A 23,499-nucleotide genomic window follows, 5' to 3' on the forward strand; every position below is an offset into this window, starting at 1 on the left:
GTCACACGGGCCGTCCCGCGGCCGGTCGTGACGGGCGCCCGGCGCTCGGTAGGTCGTAGGTGACGCCGGTCAGCCGCTCGGAGACCGCCCAGAGGCGCGCCCGCAACTCGGCGTCCTTGGCGGCCGCGGGAATGCGGGCGGGCGCCGGCCGGCCGCGACCCTCGAGCATGCCGCCCGGCGCGTAGTAGCCGCCGCCGGCGGCCGCCGGGTCGGTGGCGGCGTACAGGGACGGGCGGGCCGCGTCCGCGACGCTCTGGCCGCCGAGCGAGATCAGCCGATCGGCGAGGAAGCGCAGGGCCGGCGTCACATGTCGCTGGATGCCGGTCTGCGCGGTGCCCGGATGCACGGCGATGCTGCGCACGCGGTCGGTGCGGGCGGCCAGCTCGATGGCGAAGGCGACGTTGGCCAGCTTGGCCGCGCTGTAGGCCCGCATCGGCCGGTAACCCTCGTGCAGGTCGAGGTTGTCGAAGTCCAGCCGGCCGCGGCGGGCGATGACGGCGCTGACCGTGACCCCCCGGGCCGCCGGGGCCGCGCTGAGCGCCGGAAGCAGGAGCCCGGTCAGGGCGAAGTGACCGAGATGGTTGGTGCCGAACGTGAGCTCGAAGCCGTCGGCGGTCAGCCGCCGCTCCGGCACGGCCATCACGCCGGCGTTGTTGACCAGGAGATCGATGGTCGGGTGCTCGGCCGCGACCCGGGCGGCGAACGCCCGCACCGACGCCAGGTCGGCCAGGTCCAGCTCGCCGACGGACACGCTGCTGCCCGGATGCGCGGCTCGGATGCGGTCCGCGGCGGCGGCGAGCGCCTCCGGCCGGCGACCGGCGACGACCACGTGTCGCCCGCGCCGCGCCAGCTCGGCGGCGGTCACGTAGCCGATGCCGCCCGTGCCGCCGGTAACGATGGCGGTTTCCATGGTTTTCCCTCCTCGGGGTTGACTAACTAGATAGTTAACTCCTCAGGACCTGGTCCGTCAACTAACTGGTTAGTCAAGTAGGCTGGGGCACATGCCCCCAGCCGGAGACGCCCAGGAGACCCGCCGCCGCCTCGTGGAGGCCGCCTACCGGGAGTTCGCCGCGCACGGCGTCGCCGGCGCACGGGTGGACCGGGTCGCGGCGACGGCGGGCGTGAACAAGGCGCTCATCTACTTCCACTTCGGCAACAAGGAGGGCCTCTTCACGGCGGTCTTCGAGATGATCGTCAACCAGGCGCTGGCCGAGGCGCCGTTCGACGCGACCAAGCTGCCGGAGTACGCCGGCCGCATCTTCGACGTGGGCGAGGCGAACCCGGAGGCCCTCCGCCTCGTCACGTGGCATCGCCTGGAACGCGCGGCGGACCAACCGCCGCCGCAGGCGGTGATCGCGGCCAACCAGTCCAAAGTGGAGGCGATCGCCAAGGCCCAGGCGGCCGGGCAGGTCACCGCGCGCTACACGGCCGCGGAGATCCTTGCCCTGGTCCTGAGCATCGCCAACATGTGGACGGTGATGTCACCGGAGATGCACCTGGCCGCCCCGACCGACCCGGCCGCCCGCCGAGCCCTCGTCGTCGACGCCGTCGCGACCCTGGTCCGACCGTAGGGCGGCGGACCAACCGCCGCTCAGGGCGTTCCTCGCCGCCACCCCTGGCCCGTGGTGGAGGCGATCAATCACCAACGCGCTACACGCCCACGGAGATCCTGGCCCTGATGCACCTGCACGCCCGTAACCCGGCGGGTCAGGCGGAACCGTCCGCGCGCAACGGGAAGACCTTGGCGCGGGCTGAGTCCGTGAGTTGGCTCAGCACCGCGACGATCTTGTCCGCCGGCATCGGCTTGAAGAAGTGGTAGCCCTGGGCCGCGGCGCAGCCCAGGTTTTCCAGGGCCGCCCGCTGCGCGGCGGTTTCGACGCCCTCGGCAACGACCCGCAACCCCAGTTCCTGGCCCAGCGCGATCGTGAAGCGGACGATCGCCGCCGCCTGTGGCGACTCGGCCATCCGCATGACGAACGAGCGGTCGACCTTGACCTCGTCCACCGGCACCCGGGCCAGGAAGGCCAGCGACGAATAGCCCGTGCCGAAGTCGTCCAGCGCGATCCGGATCCCCATGGCGTGGAAAGCGGACAGGACGTCGTCGATCACTTCCTGGTCGCTCATCACCACGGTTTCGGTGATCTCCAGGACCAGGCGTGACGGGCCCACGCCGTGGCGGCGGAGGAGTTCCGCGACCGCGTTCGGGAGGTGTTGGTCCAGCAGGTTGTGCGCCGACAGGTTCACCGCGATCGGCACGTCCATGCCGTTCGCCGCCACGTCGGCGGCCACCTGCAGGGCCTTGTCGATCACGTACAGCGTGAACGCGCCCAGCAGGTCGCTCTCCTCGGCCGCGCGGACGAAGTCGCCGGGCTTCAGGACGCCGCGGCGGGGGTGGCGCCAGCGGATCAGGGCCTCGGCGCCCGTCGGGGCGCCCGTGGTCAGGTCGACCGCCGGCTGCAGGGCCAGCACCAACTGGTCGTCCGTCTCCAACGCCGTCCGCAGCTCCGACAGCAGCGTCAGCTGGTCCGTGCTGCTCTCGTCGCGGCTCGGGTCGTAGCAGGCCGTGTTGCCGCCGCCGCCCTCCTTGGCCTGGCGCAGCGCGATGTCGGCCCGGCGCAGTAGCTCGGCCACGTTGGCACTGCCGGCCGCGGCCACCACGACGCCCGCGGAGGCCTCGACCGCCAGCTCGATGCCCTGCACCTCGGTCGGTGTCGCCACCGCGTCGACGAGCTCGTCCGCCCGGTCCAGAGCGCGCGAGATGGTCATCCGCTCCGGCCCGGCGATCAGCAGCGCGAACTGGTCGCCGCCGAGACGGCCGAGCAGCTCGGCCGGGCCGGTCAGCGTGTTCATCCGGGCGGCGGTGGCCGCGAGGAGCTCGTCGCCGGCCGCGTGGCCCAGGGTGTCGTTGACGGCGCGGAAGCGGTCGATGTCGACGACGACGAGGGCGATCGGGTGGTCGCGGCCGAGCCGGCGCAGGGCCGCGTCGCCCTGTGCGACCACGGCGGTCCGGTTGAGCAGGCCGGTCGGCGCGTCGTGCACGGCGTCGTACGACGAGCGTTCCTGCAGCAGCGACCAGGCGCGGTGGGTGACCGCGTCGTGCAGGGCGACCGCCAGCGTGTCCCCGAAGGATCGCAGCGCGAACTCGTCGCGGGCCGAGGGCAGCGTCGGGCGCGGCAGCGCGACCCGGATCTGGCCAACGAGCTGGCCACGCACGGTCAGCTCGCGGACCAGGGTGGACTCGTCGCCCTCGCTGGCCGGGCGGTCGTCGAGGTCGACCACGCCCCCGCCCCCGTCGGCGTCACCGTGGTAGCGGCGCCAGCCGCCGTCCATCCTGATCACGTCGAGGTCGACCCGCTCGGCGACCAGCAGGCGCAGGGCGCCGGCGACGCCGGCCGCGGCGACCTCGTCCTCGTCGAGCTTCTTCAGGGCGCTGGTCGCGCCCGCGAACTCCTCCCAGGCGCGGCGCTCGTCGGCGGCGCGGAGGCGCTGGCCGTACGTCTGCTGGAGCAGCCACAGGGCCGGCGGGAGCAGCAGCAGCCAGCGCGGGTCGGTGCTGACCATCGCGACGACGGCCAAGCCGACGACAACGTTGCCGACGAACATCAGCAGCTTGTCGTTGAGCGCGCGGACCAGCGTGGCGAGCACCGGGACGCCGTGCACCAGGCGCAGGTAGAGCACCGCGAGCAGCGCGCCGACCAGCAGGTAGGTAAGTGCGCCGAGGACCAGGGCCAGGGCCAGTGGCGGGGTGAGCGGTGCGCCGATCGGGTCGGCGAGGCGGCACGCGACGGTGACAGCGGCGGCGACGGCGACGGTCTGGCTGGCCGCGATCTGCACGACCTCGAGCGGGGTGCGGAGCTTGGCGAAGATCGCCAGGAGGAGCCAGGCGGCGAAGGCGCCGGCGAACGTGGCGGCCGGCAGCCAGCCCGATGGTGCGGCGTAGAGGCCGATGATCAGCGCGGCCTCGCCCCAGGTGACGGATAGTCGCCCGGAGCCGATGCGTAGTCGGAGGCTGGCGAGCTGGGCCAGGGCCATCACGCCGAACGCGATGCCGAACCGGGCAGCCGGCGGCACTGGGTCGTCGGCCGGCATCGTCGCGGGCCAGAGCAGCCCGGTGATCGTGGCGACGGCGGCGAGCGCCAGCAGGAGGCCGGAGAAGGCGTGTGCCCGCGCCGGCACCTCCGCGGCGCCGGAGCCTCGGGCGACGCGGTCCAGACCGGCGCGCAGTGCGCTCATCGTGGACTCCCGCAGACGGGACCGCCGGCGACGACCACGGTGAGCGACGGGTAACGCCGGGAGCGACCGGCGATGGTCATCGGCGCCCCCTTCCGCGCACGCCAGGGGGAACCCACGTGGGTCCCCACGGCGGAAGGCTAAGCCAAACCGAGAGGGCGCAACAGGGGGCAGACGTCTGGTTTGGCCATCAATGGATGCCGTAGTGCCTGGTCAGCACCAGATTGCCCAGTCTGGAACGAATCCAGTGCTGGTCAGGAACGGTCATTCGGGTCAATGGGTTTCGCCGCGACAGATTTCGTCACGGTCGGATCCACGACATCCTCACCCGGAGCGGGGAACCGCTCCGGCAGACGCTTGAGGCGGCTGTTCATGTTGCGGATCAACAGCACCGTCGCGGTGCCGAGCAAGATGATCAGCAGGAGCCCCATCGGGCCGGCGAGGCCGCCCTCGCGGGTGTCACCGAAGTTGTTCACCGCGAGCACGTCGACGACCGTCTGCATGGCGGCACACTCCTTCTCACCCGGGGGTCGTGGGGGCCCCTCACGCTACGCCCGCCCGCTCAGCGGGCGTGCACCGCCTCCCGAATGCCCGCGAACAGGTCGGACTCGGGCACCGGGCTGTCGACGAAGGACTTGACCAGCTCGAAGTCTTCGGTCGGCCAGACCTTGCGCTGCACGTCGAGCGGGACGCGGAACCAGCTCCCGTCGGGGTCGACCTGGGTGGCGTGCGCGCGCAGGGCGTCGTCGCGGACCTCGAAGTATTCGCCGCACTCGACCCGGGTGGTGACGCGGTCGCCCTTGTCCTCGCGGTCATCCCACTCCTTGAGCCACTCGGTGTAGGGCGACTCCAGGCCCGCGGCCAGCATCGCCTCGTGGATCGCGACGAGGCGGCCCCGGCTCCAGCCGATGTTGTAGTAGAGCTTCAGCGGCTGCCACGGCTCGCCCAGGTCGGGGTAGCGCTCCGGGTCGCCGGCGGCCTCGAACGCGGCCACGCTGACCTTGTGGCACATGATGTGGTCGGGGTGCGGGTAGCCGCCGTTCTCGTCGTAGGTCGTGACGACGTGCGGGCGGAACTCGCGCATCAGGCGCACCAGCGGCGCCGTGGCCACCTCGAGCGGCTCGAGCGCGAAACACCCCTCGGGCAGCGGCGGCAGCGGGTCGCCCTCGGGCAGGCCCGAGTCGACGAAGCCCAGCCAGGCCTGCTTGACGCCGAGGATGGCGCGGGCGGCGTCCATCTCCGCGCGGCGGATCTCGGCGATGTTCTCCCAGACGTCGGGGCGGTCGAGCTTGGGGTTGAGCACGCTCCCGCGCTCACCGCCCGTGCAGGTGGCGACCAGCACGTCGACGCCCTCCGCGACATAGCGAGCGGACGATGCCGCGCCCTTGCTCGACTCGTCGTCCGGATGCGCGTGCACGGCCATCAGACGCAACTGCTCTGCCACGGACTGCTCCCCCTCGTGCCTGCCTGCGAGCTGGTCATCCTCGGCTGCGAGGATGGAACCCTGCCATTCTGGCCGATCGCACCGACAAGACTTCGTCGGGACCTGCCTGAGGGGTGCCCCCGTTGACCGAGACGCCGACAACAACCACAACCAGCGCGCCCGTGTTCCCGCCTGGCCGATACGGCCGCCGGCGCGAGCCGCGGCGCCGCCGACCCTGGCTGGTCGCCGGGCTCGCCCTGGTCACTCTCGTGGTCGGGTCGCTGGTGGCGGTCCGGCTCTACAAAAACTACGGCGACCCGGCGTACGACGCCCAGGTCGTCACCTTCCACGACATCAGCGACGGCGGGCTCACGCTGGTTTTCCGGGTCAGCATCCCAGAGGGTGGGCAGGCCACCTGCGTGCTGCGGGCCCGGTCAAGGGACGGCGCGGAGGTCGGCCACCAGGAGATCCTGGTCCGCGACCAGCCCGGCGAGGGGACCACCACGGTCACCCAGCAGCTCGTCACGAGCGCCAAGCCGTTTGTCGGTGAAGTCCTCCGCTGCGTACCAGCGAAATAAACGGGTGTTTCGGGCGCGACATCCGATCGTCGATCGCTGGTAAGTTGGAAGTTCGTACTTGTCACCCGCCACCCAAGGAGATCGTCTGTGTCCACGACCGACCGCGGGACTCCCGTCACCTGGTTGTCCCAGGACGCGCATGACCGGCTCCAGGCGGAGCTCGACGAGCTGATCGCGGCCCGCCCGGTGATCGCCGCAGAGATCAACGCCCGCCGCGAGGAGGGTGACCTGCGGGAAAACGGTGGCTACCACGCCGCCCGCGAGGAGCAGGGAAAGCAGGAGCACCGGATCAGCTACCTCAAGGAGCTGCTGCGCACCGCGCAGGTCGGCGACGCACCCACCGCCGACGCCGTCGCACCGGGCACCGTGGTGACGATCCACTTCGACGACGACGCCGACGACACCGAGACCTTCCTGCTCGGTTCGCGCGAGATCTCCGCGACCACGGACCTGACCGTCTACAGCCCCGAGTCGGCGCTCGGCAAGGCCATCCTCGGCGCGCACAACGGCGACACCGTCACCTACACGGCCCCCAGCGGCGCCGACATCAAGGTCACCGTCGTCAAGTTCGCGCCCTTCGAGGGCTAGCGCAGCCCCGCGCGGGCCAGCACGCCCACGCCACCCTCGAAGGTCACCTCCGGAAACCAGAAGTCGCGCGTCACTTCGACGAAACCCAGTTCGGCATGCAGGTCGAGCGAGGGTTGGTTGCGCGCGTTCGCGAAATACCAGACGTCGTCCGCGCGCTCCGCGATCGCGGCCATCCGGGCGGTGGTGAGCGCCCGGCCGACGCCACGGCGGCGGTAGGCCGGGTCCACCACGAGACCGAGCAGATACCAGCCGGCCGGTGCGGCGTTCGCGGGCGCGTCGGCCGGCGGCGCGAACTCGGCCGACCGCGCGTACCCGATGATCCGATCCTGGTCCTCGGCGACGTGCAGCAAACGGTCCGCGTCGGTCGCGCTCGCGGTCAGGCTCCGCTCCCACGCGACCGGTTCGAGACCGAGGACCAGGACCGCCAGATCAAGGCAGCCTGGTACGTCGGCGACGGTGCCCAGGCGCACCGGCACCGGCGGCCCGCCCGCGCCGGACGGCCGGGCCGGCTCGTACGCGGCGAACCCGCTCACGCGAACGAGACGACGTAGCCGTTCGCCCGCAGGGCACCGACCACCTGGTCGGAGTGCTCCGAGCCGCGGGTCTCCACCGACAGCGCCACCTCGACCTCGCCGAGCCGCAGGTGCGGGTTCATCCGCTGGTGCACGACGTCGACCACGTTGGCGTGCTGGTCGGCGATCTTCCCGAGCAGGTCGGCGAGCTGGCCCGGCCGGTCGCCGCAGCGCACCGTGATGCGCAGGAACCGGCCCGCCGCCGCGAGGCCGTGCTCGATCACCCGCATCAGCAGCAGCGGGTCGATGTTGCCGCCGGAGAGCACGGCGACGGTCGGCGGTTCGGCCTCGACGACGCCGGCCAGCAGGGCCGCGACGCCGACCGCGCCGGCCGGCTCGACGACCAGCTTGCCGCGCTCCAGCAGCATCAGCAGGGCCCGGGAGATGTCCTCCTCGGTGACCGTGACGATCTCGTCGACGAGCTTCTCGACGTGCGCGAAGGTGATCTCGCCCGGGCAGCCGACCGCGATCCCGTCGGCGATCGTGGAGAAGCTGGCCAGCCGGGTCGGCTCGCCCGCGACCAGCGAGGGCGGGAACGCGGCGGCGTTGGCGGCCTGCACGCCGATCACGCGGACGTGCGGGTTGATCGCCTTCGCGGCCACCGCGATCCCGGAGACCAGGCCGCCGCCGCCGACGCCGGTCACGATCGTGCGGACCTGCGGTACCTGCTCGAGGATCTCCAGCGCCACGGTCCCCTGGCCGGCGATCACGTCGGAGTGGTCGAACGGGTGGATGAACACCGCGCCGGTACGCTCCGCGAACTCCTTGGCCGCGACCAGCGACTCGTCGACGGTGGCGCCGACCAGCTCGATGGCCGCGCCGTACCCCTTGGTCGCGGCGACCTTCGGCAGCGGAGCGCCCTCGGGCATGAAGACGGTGGCGCTGGTCCCGAGCATCTCGGCGGCCAGCGCGACGCCCTGTGCGTGGTTGCCGGCGCTGGCCGCGACCACGCCGCGGGCGCGCTCGGCGTCGCTCAGCCGGGCGATCCGGACGTACGCGCCGCGGACCTTGTACGAGCCGGCACGCTGGAGGTTCTCGCACTTGAGCCAGGCCGGGCCGCCGAGCCGGGCGCTCAGCGGGCGGGATGGTTCGAGGGGCGTGGTGCGCACGACGCCGGCAAGCAGCTGGCGCGCCGCCTCGACGTCGGCCAGCCCGACTAGGTCCGTCATGCCCCGATGGTCGCACTCCCGCCGCCGTCGGGCGCGGCGGGTGACCGTGTTACACCCATCACCCGGCTCTGCTCCTCGTACCAGCCGCGGTGGATCCGCTCCTCCTGCGCGGCCGAGACCCGGCTGACGGTCAGCGCGAACGCCGCCGCGGCGAGGACGCCCGCCGCCCCCGCGACCGTGTCGCCGACCGCGAGGTCGCGGTAGTACTCCGACCACGCTCCGTATCCGGAGCGGCCGAGGCTGGTCTCGGCGGCGGTGTTCGTGACGCGGTCCACGGCGAAGTGCACCACCAGCGCGCACCACCAGACGACGGCGGCCGCCCTGACCCACCACTCGCGACTGCTCTGCCGCGCCAGGTTGGCCATCAGGCGACCCGGCACGAAGAGGTTGGCGATCGGGAAGAACCAGCCTCCGATCGCCCAGCCGGCGCTGAACAGCGGCTCCGTGCCGGGAAAGGCGTCCAGGTTCTTCCGCGCCCGCCAGAGCCAGATCATCGTCAGGACGAGCGCGAGGGCCTGCGCGCCGACGTATCCCCACTCGACCGGCTCGAGCAGCCGTTCGAGCTGGGTCAGGCCGTTCTCGTCGACGGCCGCCCCCGGCCGGTCGACCGTGACCGTGATCGCCCAGAGCAGGACGGCGATCGCCAGCATGGCGAGGGCGGCCAGCCCGACGGCGACGACCGCGGCGACGCCCGGTCCGCGTACCCGGTAGGTCCGGTGCCCTTCGAAGACCGCCTCGCTCATCTGCTCCCCCGCGTCGTGATCTTGAACGCGGACGATTGTCCGTGCGGAACACGGGCGCGGTGATCAACCAAGTGGCTCGATATCGACGCCGATCAGGCCGTGCCAGCCGGGTCCGCGACGCGGGGCCACGAGCGGGCGTAGCGGGGCCAGGGCGCGGCGACCTCGAACTGGCCCGCGACCGCGAGCAGCAGCATCTCGCTGCCGGGCGGGCCGACGAGCTGCACCCCGAGCGGCAGGCCGTCCGGGCGCATGCCGACCGGGACGACCAGAGCGGGCAGGCCGGCGAGGTTCCACGGCGCGGCGTACGGGGCGTACCGCAGGCTGGTCATGGTGTTGGCCCGCCAGGACCGGGCCGACCACTGCTCGGCCGCCGGCGGCGCGGCGGCCAAGGCCGGGGTGACCAGCACGTCGACGCCGTGGTCGGTGAAGAAGTCGATCGAGCGCTGCCGCCACGCGTCACGGTCGGACTGGCGGACGTGGCCGCGGCGGGTCACCCAGTCGCCGAGCGCCGCGTGCCGCCGGCTGCGCGGCTGCAGTGCCGACCGGTCGAGCGCGTCGAACTCGGCGTCGCTGGCCGCCGCGGCGAACCAGTGGGCCATGCCCTTCAGGCCCAGCGACATCGGGTAGACCGGGTCGACCGCCGTCACGTCGTGCCCGGCGCCGACCAGAAGCTTCGACGCGGTCGCCACCGCCTCGCGGTTGGGGCCGTCGAGGCGGACGCCGACGACCGGCGAGCGGGTCGACAGCGCGAACCGCAGCCGCGCGGGCTCGACCAGCTTCTCGGGGTTGCGGCCGGCCAGCACGGCGAACACCAGCGCCGCGTCGGCCACGCTGGTCGCGAGCACGCCGTGTTCGGTGAGCCCGAACCAGCCGTCGGCGCCCAGCTCGCGCGGCACCACATCGCGGCCCGGCTTGAGGCCCACCAGGCCGCAGCAGGCGGCCGGGATGCGGATCGAGCCGAGCCCGTCGTTGGCGTGCGCCACCGGGACCATCCCGCTCGCCACCGCGGCGGCCGCGCCGCCGGAGGATCCGCCGGGCGTGCGGTCGGTGCGCCACGGGTTGCGGGTCACCCCGGTCTCGTCGTCGGTCATCCCGAACAGCGCGAGTTCCGGCATGCGGGTGATGCCGACCGCGACCGCGCCGGCGCCGCGCAACCGGCGGACGACCTCGTGGTCCTCCGCCGCCACCGGCGTGCGCGCGGCAGCCGAGCCGTTCCAGATCGGCAGCCCGGCGATCGCGGTGTTCTCCTTGATCGCGATCGGGACACCGGCCAGCGGCAGGCTCGACAGGTCCTCGAGGACGTCGACCTCCTCCGCCTCGACGATCGCCGCACCGGCCCGCACCGTGCGGAACGCGGACACCACCGGGTCGGCGGTGGCGATGTGGTCGAGGTGGTCCGCGACCACGCGGGTCGCGGTGGTGTCACCGCGCCGCACGGCACGGGCGATCTGGCGCGCGGACGCGCCGACCCAGCTCGGGACACTCTCGGACACGGGCCACCCTCCCCATCGGGCCGCACGCGGGCCACCGGGAGGCGGCCCTGATGCGCTTGCGTGGACCGCAGTGTCTCAATAGGTCAGCCCAGCGCGCGCTCCAGGTCGGCCAGGAGATCGTCAGCGGTCTCGATGCCCACCGACAGTCGCACAAGATCCGCGGGAACCTCAAGCGGCGAACCGGCCGCGCTCGCATGGGTCATCCGGCCGGGGTGCTCGATCAGCGACTCGACGCCGCCCAGCGACTCGGCCAGGATGAACAGCTCGGTGCGCTCGCAGATGCGTACCGCCGCCTCCTCGCCGCCCGCCGCGCGGAACGAGACCATCCCGCCGAACCGCCTCATCTGCTTGGCGGCGGTCTCGTGCCCCGGGTGCGTGGGCAGGCCCGGGTAGAGCACTTCGGACACCGCCTGGTGGTTTCGCAGGTACTCGACCACGCGCTCCGCGTTGTCGCAGTGCCGGTCCATCCGCACACCCAAGGTCCGGATGCCCCGCATGGTCAGCCAGGCGTCGAACGGTCCGTTGACCGAACCCATGGCGTTCTGGTGGTACGCGAGCCGCTCACCGAGCTCGTCGTCGTTGACGATCAGCGCACCGCCGACCACGTCGGAGTGCCCGCCAAGATATTTCGTCGTCGAATGAACCACCACGTCGGCGCCGAGACTCAACGGCTGCTGGAGGTACGGCGACGCGAACGTGTTGTCGACGACCAGCAGCGCGCCGGCGTCCCGGGCCAGCGCGGCGGTCGCGGCGATGTCGTTGATCCCGAGCAGCGGGTTCGACGGCGTCTCGATCCAGATGACCTTCGTCTGCCCCGGCCGGATCGCGGCCCGCATCGTGTCGATGTGGTGGATGCTGGCGGCGGTCCAGGTCAGGCCCCAGCGCTCGGCCACCTTCGCGAAGAGCCGGAACGTGCCGCCGTACGCGTCGTCCGGGATCACCACGTGGTCGCCCGGCTGGCAGACGGCGCGCAGCAGGGTGTCCTCGGCGGCGAGTCCGCTGGCGAAGGCCAGGCCACGGCGGCCGCCCTCCAGCGCGCGCAGGCACTCCTGCAGGGCGTCCCGGGTGGGGTTGCCGGAGCGGCTGTACTCGTAGCCCTCGCGCGGCGCGCCGACGCCGTCCTGGGCGTACGTGCTCGTCTGGAAGATCGGCGGCACGACGGACCCGGTGCGTTGCTCGGGGTCCTGGCCGGCGTGGATGGCGAGCGTCTCGAAACCGTAGGTCATTGTGTGGAGGCTAGTCCCCGGTGCCGGCGCCCGTGCGGGCAAGGTGTCGGCTTTGCCGGGTTCCTTCCGCGCTATGCGAAACGGATTCCCTGTAGTTTCTGCGGAATGACAACACGCGTCGTCGTCACGGGCGGCAGCGGCAAACTGGGCCGCGCCGTCGTGCGGGAGTTGCTCGAGCACGGGTACGAGGTGCACAACGTGGACCGGGTGCCGTCACCGGACCCGGTGGCTCCGTACACCCGGATCGATCTGGGTGATTATGGCCAGGTCGTAGAGGCGCTTTCGCGCATCGAGGACCGCTATCCGTCGATCGACGCGGTGGTGCACCTGGCGGCGATCCCGGCGCCGGGCCTGACCGCCAACGCGGCGACGTTCACGCACAACATCACGGCGACCCACCACGTCTTCGCGGCGGCGCGGGCCGCGGGCATCACGAACGTGGTGTGGGCGAGCAGCGAGACGCTGCTCGGGCTGCCGTTCCTGGAGTGCCCGCCGCCGTACCTGCCGGTGGACGAGGAGTACCCGGCGCGGCCGCAGTCGTCGTACGCCCTGGCGAAGCACCTGGAAGAGCAGATGGCGGCGCAGTTCTGCCGGCTGGACCCCGCTCTGAAGATGATCGGCCTGCGTTTCTCGAACGTGATGGAGCCGGCGGACTACGCGGCCTTCCCGTCGTACGCGGCGGACCCTCGGCTGCGCTCGTGGAACGCGTGGTCCTACATCGACGCCCGCGACGGCGCCCAGGCGGTGCGCCTGTCCCTGGAACTGGACGCGACGGGCATGGAGATCTTCATCATCGCGAACGCGGACTCGGTGATGCCGCAGAAGTCAGCGGACATGGCCGCGGAGGTCTTCCCGAACATCCCGGTGACCCGCGACGTCGGCGACCACGGCACGTTCCTGTCGATCGAGAAGGCCCGCCGCGTCCTGGGCTACGAGCCTCGCCACACCTGGCGCACGTAGGGGTCCGTTCCTGGTGACGCGGCGCACCGACACGCGCCCGTCGCCTAGGTGCGCGTGTCCAGCGCTGTCGCGGTTTTGATGAGTGGCGCGTCCCGTGAGAGTTCCCGGAACCCGAGGTCGTAGTACAGCCCACGCGCCGCGGTGTGCGCCGGTGCGCCTAGGCAGACGACCGTCGCGCGGGTGGCGCCGGCCGCCCGCGCCTGATGCATCCCGTGCAGCATCATCGCCTTCGCGAGGCCGAGCCGGCGGTAACCCGGATGCGTTCCGACCGGCTCGAACTCGACGGTCCTGTTCGCCTCGTCGAGCCACATGATCGTCGAGGCTGCCATCGTCCCGTCCGGCGCCTCCACCAGAACGTGCAGGTCGCCGCGATAGGACGCCGTCTGCCGGACGTCCTCGTAGCTCTGGGCGGTGTAGGCCGAGACGACCCAGGCGTCCACGTGAGCCCGGACCGCGGCCTCCGGGCCCACCTCCTCGGCGGTGCGGAACCGGAAACCGGGTGGCAGCACCGGCTGCTCCACCTCGGTGAGGTCTCGCTGGTTGAGCTGGGTCCAGCCGCCGTCGTCGGCGAGTGCTGCCGCGTCCGTCTCGTAGCCGTGTGCGGCCCACCGCTTCAAGGCGAACTCCTCGGCGGTCGTCGGGAGCACCGTGCGCTCGAGGCCGGCTGCCACACCGTCGTACCAGTCGATCAGTTCGTCGATCAGCTCGGTGTGGTCGGGATGGACCTGATAACTCAGGGACGCACCGGTGACGTTCCTGACCGACCCGTCGTTGCGCCTCACCTGGCGCGGAAGGAAGGCCCAGCTCCACGCCACCAACTCGGCACCGGAGAACCACAGCCGGCGCGGCCACGTCGCGCCGTGGCGGGCGCGTCCCTGGCCCCAGACCCAGGCCAGCTCGCCGTACGACGCGCCGGCGCTGATCAGGTCGGGGCGGGTTGCGGTGACGCGCTGCGCCAGCCCCTGCATGAGCCGCACGTCCGCGGCGGTCAACAGCTCGGGACTCGTCATGGCACGTCACGCTCGCAGGGACCGGCAAAGCCGTCAAACAGTTTCGGACGCGGGTCCGGAGACCCGCGCCCGCGGCACGGCGAGGTCAGGCCGTCTTGGCCACGCCCACGGGGCAGGTCATGCCGTTCGGGCCGTGGTTGCAGTAGCCGTACGGGTTCTTCGACTCTGCCGGACGATGTGGTGCTTGGAAGGGCCCGGCGATGGCTCAGCCCGGATGGTTCACCACTGATGCGATCATTCGGACGTGGAGATCGATGAGATCCGGGCCGCGTTCGAGGACGTATTCGATCAAGCCATCGTGTTCCACGGGTTCGCCGACCATATGCGTGACTACGACGTCTTCATCTACGCCGCCGCCAACCCCCGCACCGGAATCGCCCCTGAGCACCTGAGATACCGGTTCAAGCACTGCGTCCGGGCCGTGGCCACCTCCGCCGTGCCGCCCGAGATCTGGAAAGAATCACTCGACGAGCGGCTCGTTGAGTATGAACAGGGCGTCGACCTCGACGGATACGTGTGGGGCGTCAGGTGGCAGGTCCTGTACCCGGGCATGAAACTTCTGGCCGACTCGCCTGACGCAGAGCGGTGGTCACAGCTCCTCGATCTTCCGTTTCACGAAGCCGTCATCGAGACGAACGGCCACCACGTCTCCCTGGTCTTCTCGGACCTGGCAGTGGACACGGTCGACGTCGGGTTCGCACCTTTCGTGGTAACTGGAGGGGGACCGGACTTCAAGATCCCCCTCCCCTAGGTCGCGAGATGGGGCTAGTGCGTTCCGCTGACCCGGGCCACGCCGACCGGGCAGCTCATGCCGTTCGGGCCGTGATTGCAATAACCCATCGGGTTCTTCGAGTCCGACAGGTACTGCTGGTGGTAGTCCTCGGCGTAGTAGAAATCCGTCAGCTTGCCGATCTCCGTCGTGATCTCGCCGCGGCCCGTTGTCCGGACGATCGGGGCGAAGGCGTCGCGGGACGACTGGGCCTCGGCCAGCTGCTCGTCCGTCGTCACGTAGATCGTCGAGCGGTACTGGGTGCCCACGTCGTTGCCCTGGCGCATGCCCTGGGTCGGGTCGTGGTTCTCCCAGAAGACCTTGAGCAGGTCCGCGTAGTCGATCTTCGACGGGTCGTAGACCACCTGGACCACCTCGGCGTGGCCGGTGCCTCCGCTGCACACCTCTTCGTACGTGGGGTTGCGGGTCTGGCCGCCGGCGTAGCCGGCCGCTGTCGAGATCACGCCCGGCAGCGTCCAGAACAGGCGCTCGGCTCCCCAGAAACAGCCCATGCCGAAGACGGCGACCTGCGCGCCCTCCGGCCACGGCCCGGTCATCGGGTTGCCCAGAACCACATGGCGGTCGGCGACCGGCATGCCGAGCGGGCGGCCCGGCAGCGCCTCACCCGGCGCGGGCAGGTCGGACTTCATTCGACGCAGGAACACGGTGGTACTCCTTTCGTTCCGCCATGTGTAACAGCGCGGACCCCCTGACCCTTACCCCGTAAACCGAGGTTGGCCCGCGTGCGACGGCTGGGAAGAAAGGACAGAACGAAGGGGCCCACCCAGGACGGAAATGGGCCCCTTCGCCCGAAGCGGTCGGGCGGGCAGCGATCAGCTGCGCGACCACTTCTGGTTGGCACCGCCGGTGCAGTCCCAGATCTGCAGCCGCGTGCCGTTGGCCGAGCTCACGCCGGTGGCGTCCATGCACTTGTTGGATTGCGGGTTGACGATGTCGTTGGACCCGGTGAACGTCCAGCGTTGGGCGCCGCTGCCGTTGCAGTCCCAGAGCTGGAGTTTCGCGCCGTTGGCGGTCGAGCCGGACGGGACGTCGAGGCACTTGCCCAGCGCGCGGACCGAACCGTCGGAGGCCCAGGTCCACTGCTGCGCGGCCGTGCCGTTGCAGTCCCAGAGCTGCACCGCCGTGCCGTTGGCCGGGTTGGCGCCCGCGACGTCGACGCACTTGCCGCCGATGCCGGTGATCCGGTTGCCACCGGTGGGCGGTGGCGGGGTGGTCCCGCCGGGCGGGGCGTACGCGCGGACATAGTCGACGGTCAGCGACTGCGGGAACGTCGTCGAGCCGTCCGGGTAGCCCGGCCACAGGCCACCGACCGCCACGTTCATGATCATGAAGAAGTTGTGGTCGAAGACCCAGCGGTCGCCGCCGAGGTCGGCCGGGGTACGGCGCTGGTACTCGTTGCCGTCCACGTACCAGATGATCAGGTTCGGCGACCAGTCGATCGCGAAGGTGTGGAAGGCGTCGGCGAACGCCCCGTTGATCGTGTAGCCGGCGCCGATGCCTTCGCCGCCCGAGTAGCCCGGGCCGTGGATCGTGCCGTGCACCTGGTTGGGCTCGCGGCCGATGTTCTCCATGATGTCGATCTCGCCGCTGGTCGGCCAGTTGACCGGCGTGCCCAGCATCCAGAAGGCCGGCCAGATGCCCTGCCCGCGGGGGATCTTCATGCGGGCCTCGAAGCGGCCGTACGTGCGGGTGAAGGTGGCCGCGGTGAGCAGCCGGGCGGACGTGTACTGGCAGGTGCCGTAGTGGCACTGGTAGTTGGACGGGTTCTCGCGCCGCGCGGTGATCACCAGGTTGCCGGCGCCGTCCATGGCGGCGTTGCGGGTGCTGTTCGTGTAGTACTGCTGCTCGTTGTTGCCCCACCCGCTGCCGCCGATGTCGAATCGCCACTTCGACTGGTCGACGGCGCTGCCGGCGGCCCCGTTGAACTCGTCGGACCAAACCAGCGGACCGGGTGGTGGTGCCGCGCTCGCGGGCGCGGCGGCCAGCGGCACAGCCAACGCGGTGGCGACCAGCATGGCGCTCGCCGCGGCTGCGATCAGAGTGCGGGGACGGCGCACGACGATCACCTCTCCAGGCCAGAAACAGAGACAGACGTAACTATCTGGAAACCTGTCAGATAGATGAACGTCGTGTCAAGAGAGCGCTCTCACCTGGTTGTGAAAAAACCTCGGCCGCAGCGCGGCTCAGCCGTGCAGGCCGCCCGCCGCCACGTGGATGAACACCGCCGAGACCTCGTTGGCCGTCGACAGCGTGTCGACATAGCCCTCGGCCGGCTCGAGCGCCTTCTCCAGCTCCGCCGACGCCTTCTTGGTCGCCTCGCCGTCGCCGAAGACGACCACGCTCAGGCTGACCGGCCGCTCCCGGTCGGCGGCGGCCTTCAGCTCCGCGTTGAGGGCCGACAGCGTCAGGGTCGAGCCACGGTCCTCGTTGCGGCCGTCGGTGAAGATCACGACCCGATTGGGTACGTCCTTGCGGGCGTCGTCCTTCGCGCTCTTGTACGCGGCGAGGATCGTCTCGTACAACCCGGTGCCGCTGGAATGGGTCTTGAGCTGCCGGCAGGTGTCCCTTGTGGCCTTGCGGTGCGACTCCGTCAGCGACTCGGGCGGCAGCAGCTCGCGGTAGTCGCGCGGCGGGTCGAGCTGGGTGCCGAACTCCCAGACGCCGATCCGGCTGTCGTCGGGCAGCAGGTTCTCGAGCTGCGCACAGCCCTGCGCGACCAGCTTGATCAGCGACTGGTCGGAGCCCGGAGCCGGGTCGTTCATCGAGCCGGACACGTCGACCACCACGAGCAGGTCGGTCTGCCGGTCCTCCGCGTACCAGGTGGCCAGCACGTGGTCGACGTGGTGCGCGCCGAGGAACGGCATCTCCTTGGTGGCCAGCGCCGGCAGCTGCTCGGCGCCCGGCGGCGGCTCGTCGGGCTCGGTGGAGCGCGCGGTGCGCAGGCCGGCCGCGGCGATCGCGGCCACCCCGTCCGGCCCGGCCAGGGCGTCGAGGAGGCGGTTGAGCGCCTCGGCGCGGTCGTCGTCGGCCAGCGCGGCGTTGGTCGGGAACCAGGTGTAGCGCAGCGCGACGCGCCAGTCCTTGCCGGCCAGCACGGCGCCACCGCGGTTGAGCCGGTTGAGCTGTGGCACGAGGGCGTACTCGGCGACCAGGCCGACCTCGCCGGCCCGGGTGGGCAGGGCGATCCCGCCGCCGCGGACCGTGGTGGTCTTCGCGTACGCCCGGGACAGCACCTGGGCCGACGCGTCCATGCCCTGCCCCTCCCAGACCGTCTCGGCCATCGACCCCGCGCCGACCATGCCGTCGCCGGACGTGCCCGGGTCGCGCACGGCCAGCCGTACCGCCGGGTCCGTGTCCAGGAGGTTGGCCAGCGCCAGCCAGGAGTCGCCGGCGCTGCGCAGCTTCGCCGCGGTCGGCGCGTCGGTGACCATGTAGATCGGGCTGGCGGCGACCACGGTCCCGGCGCCGCCGAGGCCGACGGTGTTCTCCGGCCCGAGCCGGGCGAGGTCGAGGGTCGGCGCGGTGCCCACCCACGACGTGTCGTCGGGGATCCACAGGTCGGCGCCGGTCTGCCGGACGGTGTCAGGCGCGGCGCGGCCGTCGGCCACCACGATGTCCATCCGCACGCACTCGTCGGCCTTCGCCAGCTCGGGCGCCATCCTGGCCAGCACGGGGGCGAACGACGAGGCGGCGACCACCTTCAGCCGGCGGCCGCAGGCCGAGTCGCCGGACGTCAGCGCCGACCAGCCGTCGCCCCGGAAGACGACGATCCCGGCGGCGACCAGGGCGGGCAGGCCCAGCAGGAGGACGGCGAACACGGCGATGCGGCCGGCCCCGGAGCGGGCCGCGTGCTTACCGATCACGTCGTCGATCCCCCCTCGGCGTAGCCGACCGACGCCCAAAACCGGTCACTTCCGCCGTTATCCCGCGGTGCTCACCAAAATTCGATCTCTGCGTTGCCGCCAAAAGTGGCATATGACCCAGAAAAAACCGTTGCTCGGCACCTCACGCCGTGGATAGCGTGGCCATACACGGGAAAGGAGGTGGTCCAGCTTTGTATAGCACTGGGACTCGTGAGGTGGCTGCCCGCTAGCCGCTGTCCTTGACAGTTTCCGTTCGTCGAGACCGTGTGGCAGCGGTGCGGCGAAACTCAAGCAGCCACCCGACCCCCGAGGTGCCGGCCCAGTCCAGCCGGCCCGTGTTCGCACGGTGCACCTCGGGGGTCGAACCACATTTGGGCCCAGTTCTGGGAATTCCCGGAACATGAATGCGACCCGTACGGACGACCTGGTTCGATCCGATCAGACAATCGGCTGACAGCCGTTATGGAGCCATTTCCGTGACGTTCTCGCTACGTCTCGCACAGGCCGCGGACATCGACGATATCGGCGTCCTCCACTACGACTCCCGGATTGCCGCCTATCGAGACTTCGTACCGATTGCCGGGCTCCAGGCGCTGTCGCCGGAATTGTTGGCAGCGTGGTGGCGAGAACGATTCACGTACGAGAGCGAAACGCACCGGCTGACGGTCGCCGTCGATGACGGGCGCACGGTCGGCTTCAGCTACGTCGGCCCCGAAGAGGAGCACACGGCGGGGGTCGGCCAGCTGTACGCGATCCATCTCGACCCGGCGGCGCAGGGGCGCGGGTTCGGCCGGGCGCTGATGGTGGACGCACTCGCGACGATGCGCGGCAACGGCTGGGGCAGCGGCGTGCTCTGGGTCCTCGACGGCAACGCGCACGCCCGGCGCTTCTACGAGCGCGGCGGCTGGCGGCCGGACGGCCGGGAACGCGAGGAGTTGATGGGAGCGGCTCCCACCCGCCAATTGCGTTATGCACGAAGCTGGCTGGGCGAGAGTGCGCGACCTTGATATGCGGGGGAACCGATTGGTCACGCACCCTCGCCCGCCGTACCCAACCGCTGCCGGTGATGCCTGGCCGGAGGCATCTGACCGACGGAGGCTAGTCGGTCCGGACCGCGGGTGGGTGTTTGCGGGAATGCCGCAGTGCTGGCGGAGCACGCAGCGGTCACCGCGGGTGAAAGAGTCTTCAGTTAGCTCACAACAAGCGGGCGAACGCTGTTGAGGTCGTGTCGTGCTGTCCAGCCTTCGCGCCACGAGCGACGGGATGCCGCCAAGGCGTGCTCGGCGACGCGCCGGGAGTGACAGGGCCAGGCCCCACCGCAACCGGCACAGCCACCGTCGCGGCCGGGTCGTGCGTGCCGCCCGAGAATGTCCCGGGCGTCTTGCCAGAGGAGCCGGTCGACGACATCGTCCGGCGCGCTTTCGCGGTCCGGAGCGGTCCGCACGGTATGGTCGACGCTGACCACTCGGGTCCCCCTTGTTCGCGGCGGCCCTCCGGCCGCCGTACGCATATGGAACCGTCTCGCGGTCGCCCGCAATCGGACAGAGTGTGCGACTTCCCGGATTAATCCGGTTTGTAGGTCTAGCGGCTCCCTGCCAAACGCATCCGCGAACCCGCAGCGGGCTCACATAATGAGCCATGACTGCGGCCGAGTCGCCGCTGCTACGCCTGGTCAGAGAGGGCGTCATCGGCGACGACCAGGTGATGTGGGGCCCTTATGGGCCGCGCCGGGTGACCTATGCGGACTACACCGCCTCGGGCCGGGCGCTCACCTTCGTCGAGGACTTCATCCGGCACGAGGTGCTCCCCCGCTACGCCAACACGCACACCGAGTCGTCCGGCACCGGGCGGCAGACCACCCGCCTGCGCGAGGACGCCCGGGCGGTGATCCGGGACGCGGTCGGCGGCGACGCGGACACGGTGGTCATCTTCGCGGGCTCCGGCGCGACCGGGGCGATCGACAAGCTCGTCCGGATCCTCGGCATCCGGCTTCCGGCCGAGCTCGACGACGCGTACGGGCTGGGCCGGCTGATCCCGCCCGAGCAGCGCCCGGTCGTCTTCATCGGCCCCTACGAGCACCACTCCAACGAGCTGCCCTGGCGCGAGTCGATCGCCGACGTGGTGGTCGTGCCGGAGGACACCGACGGCCACGTCGACTGCGCGGCCCTGGCCGGCGAACTGGTCCGGCACGCCGACCGGCCGCTCAAGATCGGGTCGTTCTCGGCGGCCTCCAACGTCACGGGGATCATCACCGACGCCGCCACGATCTCCGCGCTGCTCCACGAGCACGGCGCGCTGGCCTGCTGGGACTACGCCGCCGCCGGGCCGTACGTGGACATCGACATGGCCGGCAAGGACGCGATCTTCCTGTCGCCGCACAAGTTCGTCGGCGGCCCCGGCACCCCGGGCGTGCTGGTCGTCCGCCGCCACCTGCTGCGCAACCGGGTGCCGACCGTGCCGGGCGGCGGCACCGTCGACTACGTCAACGCCGTCGAGCACCACTACCTGAGCGACCCCGCCCACCGCGAGGAGGGCGGCACACCGGCGATCGTCGAGTCGATCAGGGCCGGCCTGGTGTTCGCGCTCAAGCGGGCGGTCGGCACCGACCTGATCCGGGCGCAGGAGGAACGGTTCCGCCGGGTGGCGATGGCGGCCTGGGCGGCCAACCCGGCGATCCAGGTGCTCGGCAACCCGTACGCCGACCGCCTCTCGATCCTCTCCTTCGTCGTCCGCCGGCCGGGCGGCCGCTACCTGCACCACAACTACGTCGTGGCGCTGCTCAACGACCTGTTCGGCATCCAGTCCCGCGGTGGGTGCTCGTGCGCCGGCCCGTACGGGCACCGGCTGCTCGGCATCGACCTCGACCACTCGCACCGGTTCGAGGCCGAGGTGATGGCCGGCTGCGAGGGGATCAAGCCGGGCTGGGTCCGGGTCAGCTTCAACTATTTCCTGACCGACGTGGTCTGCCGCTACATCGTCGAAGCCGTCGACCTGGTCGCGCGGGAGGGCTGGAAGCTGCTGCCCGACTACCGGTTCGACCCGTACACGGGGCTCTGGCGGCACCGCCGGGGGCTCGCGGAACCGGCGCTGCGACTGACCGGGCTGGCCTTCGACGCCGGCGGGGTGCGCTGGGCGGACGCGGTGCCCGCGGAACGCGCCGCCGAGGACGCGCTGCCGGGCTATCTGGCCGAGGCCAGGATGATCTTCCAGGGGTACGACGGCAGCGGGTGTGCCGAGGGCGACGGCGCGCTGGCGGTCTCGCCCGGGTTCGAGGCGCTGCGCTGGTTCGACCTGCCCGCGGTCTGCCTGACCCCGGAGATCGGCCCGTCCGCCGCCCGTTCGCTCTGAGCGAATCTCCCGGAACCGCGGCATCACGGCCGGTCACGGCGTGTTGTGGAAGGCGTGGATACCGAACGGACTGAACCGGAGCGCGACGACGCCGCGCTCGACGCGTACTCGCGGGTCGTCACGACGGTCGCCGCGCAGATCCTGCCCAGCGTGGCCGCGGTCTCGGTGCGCACCAGCCGCGGCGCCGGCGCGGGGTCGGCGGTGACCTTCACCGACGACGGCTTCCTGCTGACCAGCGCCCACGTGGTCGAGGGCGCGGCCGGCGGCACCGCGACCTTCGGCGACGGGGCGGAAGCGGCCTTCGACGTCGTCGGCCGTGATCCCCTCTCCGACCTCGCCGTGCTGCGGGTGCGCCAGCCGGGCGCCCGCCCCGCTCCGCTCGGCGACGCCGACCGGCTCCGGATCGGCCAGCTCGTCGTGGCCGTCGGCAACCCCATGGGGCTCGCGGGCTCGGTCACCGCGGGCGTGGTCTCCGGGCTCGGCCGGTCGCTGCCGGCCCGCGAGGGGCGGGCCATCCGGCTGATCGACGACGTGATCCAGACGGACGCGGCGCTGAACCCCGGCAACTCCGGCGGCGCCCTGGTGGACTCGTCCGGCCAGGTGATCGGGATCAACACCGCGGTCGCCGGGTACGGGCTCGGGCTCGCGGTGCCGATCAACCGCAACACCCGGCAGATCATCGGTGACCTCATCCAGGACGGCCGCGTGCGCCGGGCCTGGCTGGGCGTCGCCGGCGTGCCGGTGCCGCTGCAGCCGCAGGTCGCGGAGCGGACCGGGCAGCGCGCCGGGCTCCGGGTCGTCGAGGTCGTGCCGGGCAGCCCGGCCGGTGTCGCCGGGATCTACCTCGGTGACATCCTGCTGACCGCGGGCGGCCAGGCGATCCAGAACGTCCAGTCCCTGCAGCGCCTGATGCTCGGCCCGGCGATCGGCAACCGCCTGCCGATCACGGTCCTGCGCCGCGGCGCGTACGTCGACGTCGTCGCCGTCCCGGCGGAGCTCAGCACCCGATGAATGGTCGAGCCGGCTCCCTCTGCCGAAGGGAGCCGGCTCGGCCGGGTGGTGCCGGGTCAGAGTGCGTGCGCGGCGTGGCGGCGGCGCTTGCGACGGCGACCGAGCAGCAGCAGCGCGGTGCTCACCACGAGGACGGACAGGCCGGCGATGACGAGCCGGACGTTCGACGGGCGGGTGAGGTTCTCGCCGCCGTCGGCGCCGCCCTGGCCCGCCAGCGGGCTGTAGTTGGCGATCACCGCCGGGTCCGCCGTGCCGGACGGGGTGGCCGCGGGGCTGCCCGAGGCGGTCGCGGCGGGCGAGGCGGACAGGCTCGGGTCGACCAACGCCGGGTCGTCGACCACCGGGTCTCCGCCGGCGCCGAGTTCGCCGCCGACCGCCGGGTCGTCGCCGACGCCGCCCAGGTCACCAGCGGCCGGATCACCAACAGCCGGGTCACCAGCGGCCGCATCACCGACGGCCGGGTCACCGGCGCCGGCTGCCGGCTCACCGCCCGCC

General features: G+C 71.6%; 21 protein-coding genes and 2 pseudogenes. 8 read left to right on the forward strand and 15 right to left on the reverse strand.

Annotated features, from left to right (window positions below; genetic code table 11):
* Position 1: 1 nt before the first annotated feature.
* Positions 2 to 910, reverse strand: a complete 909-nt coding sequence (locus tag AB0H87_RS02905; RefSeq protein ID WP_360138564.1) for an oxidoreductase — start codon at positions 908 to 910, stop codon at positions 2 to 4.
* A 91-nt stretch (positions 911 to 1,001) separates the two neighbouring features.
* Between AB0H87_RS02905 and AB0H87_RS02910 the strand changes: the two genes are divergently transcribed.
* Positions 1,002 to 1,571, forward strand: coding sequence for a TetR family transcriptional regulator (locus AB0H87_RS02910; RefSeq protein ID WP_360138567.1), 570 nt, complete (start codon positions 1,002 to 1,004; stop codon positions 1,569 to 1,571).
* A gap of 136 nt (positions 1,572 to 1,707) precedes the next feature.
* Here AB0H87_RS02910 and AB0H87_RS02915 read toward each other — a convergent pair whose 3' ends face one another.
* The 3 genes from AB0H87_RS02915 to mca all read right to left on the reverse strand — a co-directional run bounded on the left by AB0H87_RS02915 (position 1,708) and on the right by mca (position 5,674).
* Entirely contained in the window at positions 1,708 to 4,233 is a 2,526-nt protein-coding gene (locus tag AB0H87_RS02915; RefSeq protein ID WP_360138570.1) for a bifunctional diguanylate cyclase/phosphodiesterase, read from the reverse strand.
* Between the two features lie 251 nt (positions 4,234 to 4,484).
* Positions 4,485 to 4,733, reverse strand: coding sequence for a hypothetical protein (locus AB0H87_RS02920; RefSeq protein ID WP_360138573.1), 249 nt, complete (start codon positions 4,731 to 4,733; stop codon positions 4,485 to 4,487).
* 59 nt (positions 4,734 to 4,792) lie between these two features.
* Positions 4,793 to 5,674 carry a mycothiol conjugate amidase Mca gene (mca, locus tag AB0H87_RS02925; RefSeq protein WP_360138576.1) on the reverse strand — a complete coding sequence of 294 codons (882 nt, stop codon included), beginning with the start codon at positions 5,672 to 5,674 and terminating at the stop codon, positions 4,793 to 4,795.
* A gap of 122 nt (positions 5,675 to 5,796) precedes the next feature.
* Between mca and AB0H87_RS02930 the strand changes: the two genes are divergently transcribed.
* Together AB0H87_RS02930 and greA are read left to right on the forward strand one after the other, a co-directional pair.
* Positions 5,797 to 6,231 carry a DUF4307 domain-containing protein gene (locus AB0H87_RS02930; protein ID WP_360138579.1) on the forward strand — a complete coding sequence of 145 codons (435 nt, stop codon included), beginning with the start codon at positions 5,797 to 5,799 and terminating at the stop codon, positions 6,229 to 6,231.
* A gap of 87 nt (positions 6,232 to 6,318) precedes the next feature.
* The gene (greA, locus tag AB0H87_RS02935) at positions 6,319 to 6,819 is read left to right on the forward strand and encodes a transcription elongation factor GreA (protein WP_360138582.1); all 501 of its coding nucleotides are present in this window, start codon (positions 6,319 to 6,321) and stop codon (positions 6,817 to 6,819) included.
* Here the strand turns inward: greA and AB0H87_RS02940 are convergent.
* The 5 genes from AB0H87_RS02940 to AB0H87_RS02960 all read right to left on the reverse strand — a co-directional run bounded on the left by AB0H87_RS02940 (position 6,816) and on the right by AB0H87_RS02960 (position 12,022).
* The gene (locus tag AB0H87_RS02940; RefSeq protein ID WP_360138585.1) at positions 6,816 to 7,352 is read right to left on the reverse strand and encodes a GNAT family N-acetyltransferase; all 537 of its coding nucleotides are present in this window, start codon (positions 7,350 to 7,352) and stop codon (positions 6,816 to 6,818) included. The genes greA and AB0H87_RS02940 overlap by 4 nt on opposite strands.
* On the reverse strand, positions 7,349 to 8,560 hold the full coding sequence (gene ilvA / locus AB0H87_RS02945; RefSeq protein WP_360138588.1) for a threonine ammonia-lyase: 1,212 nt from the start codon (positions 8,558 to 8,560) through the stop codon (positions 7,349 to 7,351). The genes AB0H87_RS02940 and ilvA overlap by 4 nt, the downstream gene beginning before the upstream one ends.
* The gene (locus AB0H87_RS02950) at positions 8,557 to 9,303 is read right to left on the reverse strand and encodes a DUF4328 domain-containing protein (RefSeq protein WP_360138591.1); all 747 of its coding nucleotides are present in this window, start codon (positions 9,301 to 9,303) and stop codon (positions 8,557 to 8,559) included. The genes ilvA and AB0H87_RS02950 overlap by 4 nt, the downstream gene beginning before the upstream one ends.
* A gap of 92 nt (positions 9,304 to 9,395) precedes the next feature.
* Entirely contained in the window at positions 9,396 to 10,796 is a 1,401-nt protein-coding gene (locus AB0H87_RS02955) for an amidase family protein (protein ID WP_360138594.1), read from the reverse strand.
* An 83-nt stretch (positions 10,797 to 10,879) separates the two neighbouring features.
* Complete coding sequence (locus AB0H87_RS02960) at positions 10,880 to 12,022, reverse strand: cystathionine gamma-synthase (RefSeq protein ID WP_360138597.1); 1,143 nt, start codon at positions 12,020 to 12,022, stop codon at positions 10,880 to 10,882.
* 105 nt (positions 12,023 to 12,127) lie between these two features.
* Here AB0H87_RS02960 and AB0H87_RS02965 point away from each other — a divergent pair, with 105 nt between their 5' ends.
* On the forward strand, positions 12,128 to 12,982 hold the full coding sequence (locus AB0H87_RS02965; RefSeq protein ID WP_360138600.1) for an NAD(P)-dependent oxidoreductase: 855 nt from the start codon (positions 12,128 to 12,130) through the stop codon (positions 12,980 to 12,982).
* Between the two features lie 44 nt (positions 12,983 to 13,026).
* Here the strand turns inward: AB0H87_RS02965 and AB0H87_RS02970 are convergent, their stop codons facing one another.
* Positions 13,027 to 13,992, reverse strand: a complete 966-nt coding sequence (locus AB0H87_RS02970; protein WP_360138603.1) for a GNAT family N-acetyltransferase — start codon at positions 13,990 to 13,992, stop codon at positions 13,027 to 13,029.
* 85 nt (positions 13,993 to 14,077) lie between these two features.
* Positions 14,078 to 14,161: pseudogene (locus AB0H87_RS02975) on the reverse strand (peptide-methionine (S)-S-oxide reductase); the annotation flags it as partial.
* 75 nt (positions 14,162 to 14,236) lie between these two features.
* Between AB0H87_RS02975 and AB0H87_RS02980 the strand changes: the two are divergent.
* Positions 14,237 to 14,743: a hypothetical protein gene (locus AB0H87_RS02980; RefSeq protein ID WP_360138606.1), complete on the forward strand. Its 507-nt coding sequence runs from the start codon at positions 14,237 to 14,239 to the stop codon at positions 14,741 to 14,743.
* A 14-nt stretch (positions 14,744 to 14,757) separates the two neighbouring features.
* On the opposite strand, the gene msrA is transcribed toward AB0H87_RS02980, so the two are convergent.
* From msrA to AB0H87_RS02995, 3 genes are all read right to left on the reverse strand, one after another.
* Complete coding sequence (gene msrA / locus AB0H87_RS02985) at positions 14,758 to 15,426, reverse strand: peptide-methionine (S)-S-oxide reductase MsrA (protein WP_360138609.1); 669 nt, start codon at positions 15,424 to 15,426, stop codon at positions 14,758 to 14,760.
* A 168-nt stretch (positions 15,427 to 15,594) separates the two neighbouring features.
* Positions 15,595 to 16,839, reverse strand: coding sequence for a family 16 glycosylhydrolase (locus AB0H87_RS02990; protein ID WP_360138612.1), 1,245 nt, complete (start codon positions 16,837 to 16,839; stop codon positions 15,595 to 15,597).
* 126 nt (positions 16,840 to 16,965) lie between these two features.
* On the reverse strand, positions 16,966 to 18,645 hold the full coding sequence (locus tag AB0H87_RS02995) for a substrate-binding domain-containing protein (protein ID WP_360138615.1): 1,680 nt from the start codon (positions 18,643 to 18,645) through the stop codon (positions 16,966 to 16,968).
* 476 nt (positions 18,646 to 19,121) lie between these two features.
* Here AB0H87_RS02995 and AB0H87_RS03000 point away from each other — a divergent pair, with 476 nt between their 5' ends.
* From AB0H87_RS03000 to AB0H87_RS03010, 3 genes are all read left to right on the forward strand, one after another.
* Entirely contained in the window at positions 19,122 to 19,652 is a 531-nt protein-coding gene (locus AB0H87_RS03000) for a GNAT family N-acetyltransferase (protein ID WP_360138618.1), read from the forward strand.
* A gap of 631 nt (positions 19,653 to 20,283) precedes the next feature.
* Positions 20,284 to 21,993, forward strand: coding sequence for an aminotransferase class V-fold PLP-dependent enzyme (locus AB0H87_RS03005; protein WP_360138621.1), 1,710 nt, complete (start codon positions 20,284 to 20,286; stop codon positions 21,991 to 21,993).
* A gap of 54 nt (positions 21,994 to 22,047) precedes the next feature.
* On the forward strand, positions 22,048 to 23,004 hold the full coding sequence (locus AB0H87_RS03010) for a trypsin-like peptidase domain-containing protein (RefSeq protein ID WP_360138624.1): 957 nt from the start codon (positions 22,048 to 22,050) through the stop codon (positions 23,002 to 23,004).
* A gap of 56 nt (positions 23,005 to 23,060) precedes the next feature.
* Here AB0H87_RS03010 and AB0H87_RS03015 read toward each other — a convergent pair.
* Positions 23,061 to 23,499 (reverse strand): annotated as a pseudogene (locus tag AB0H87_RS03015) (hypothetical protein); the annotation flags it as partial.

This window comes from Asanoa sp. NPDC050611 (genome assembly GCF_040654855.1).
In the GTDB taxonomy this organism is placed as follows: domain Bacteria; phylum Actinomycetota; class Actinomycetes; order Mycobacteriales; family Micromonosporaceae; genus Asanoa.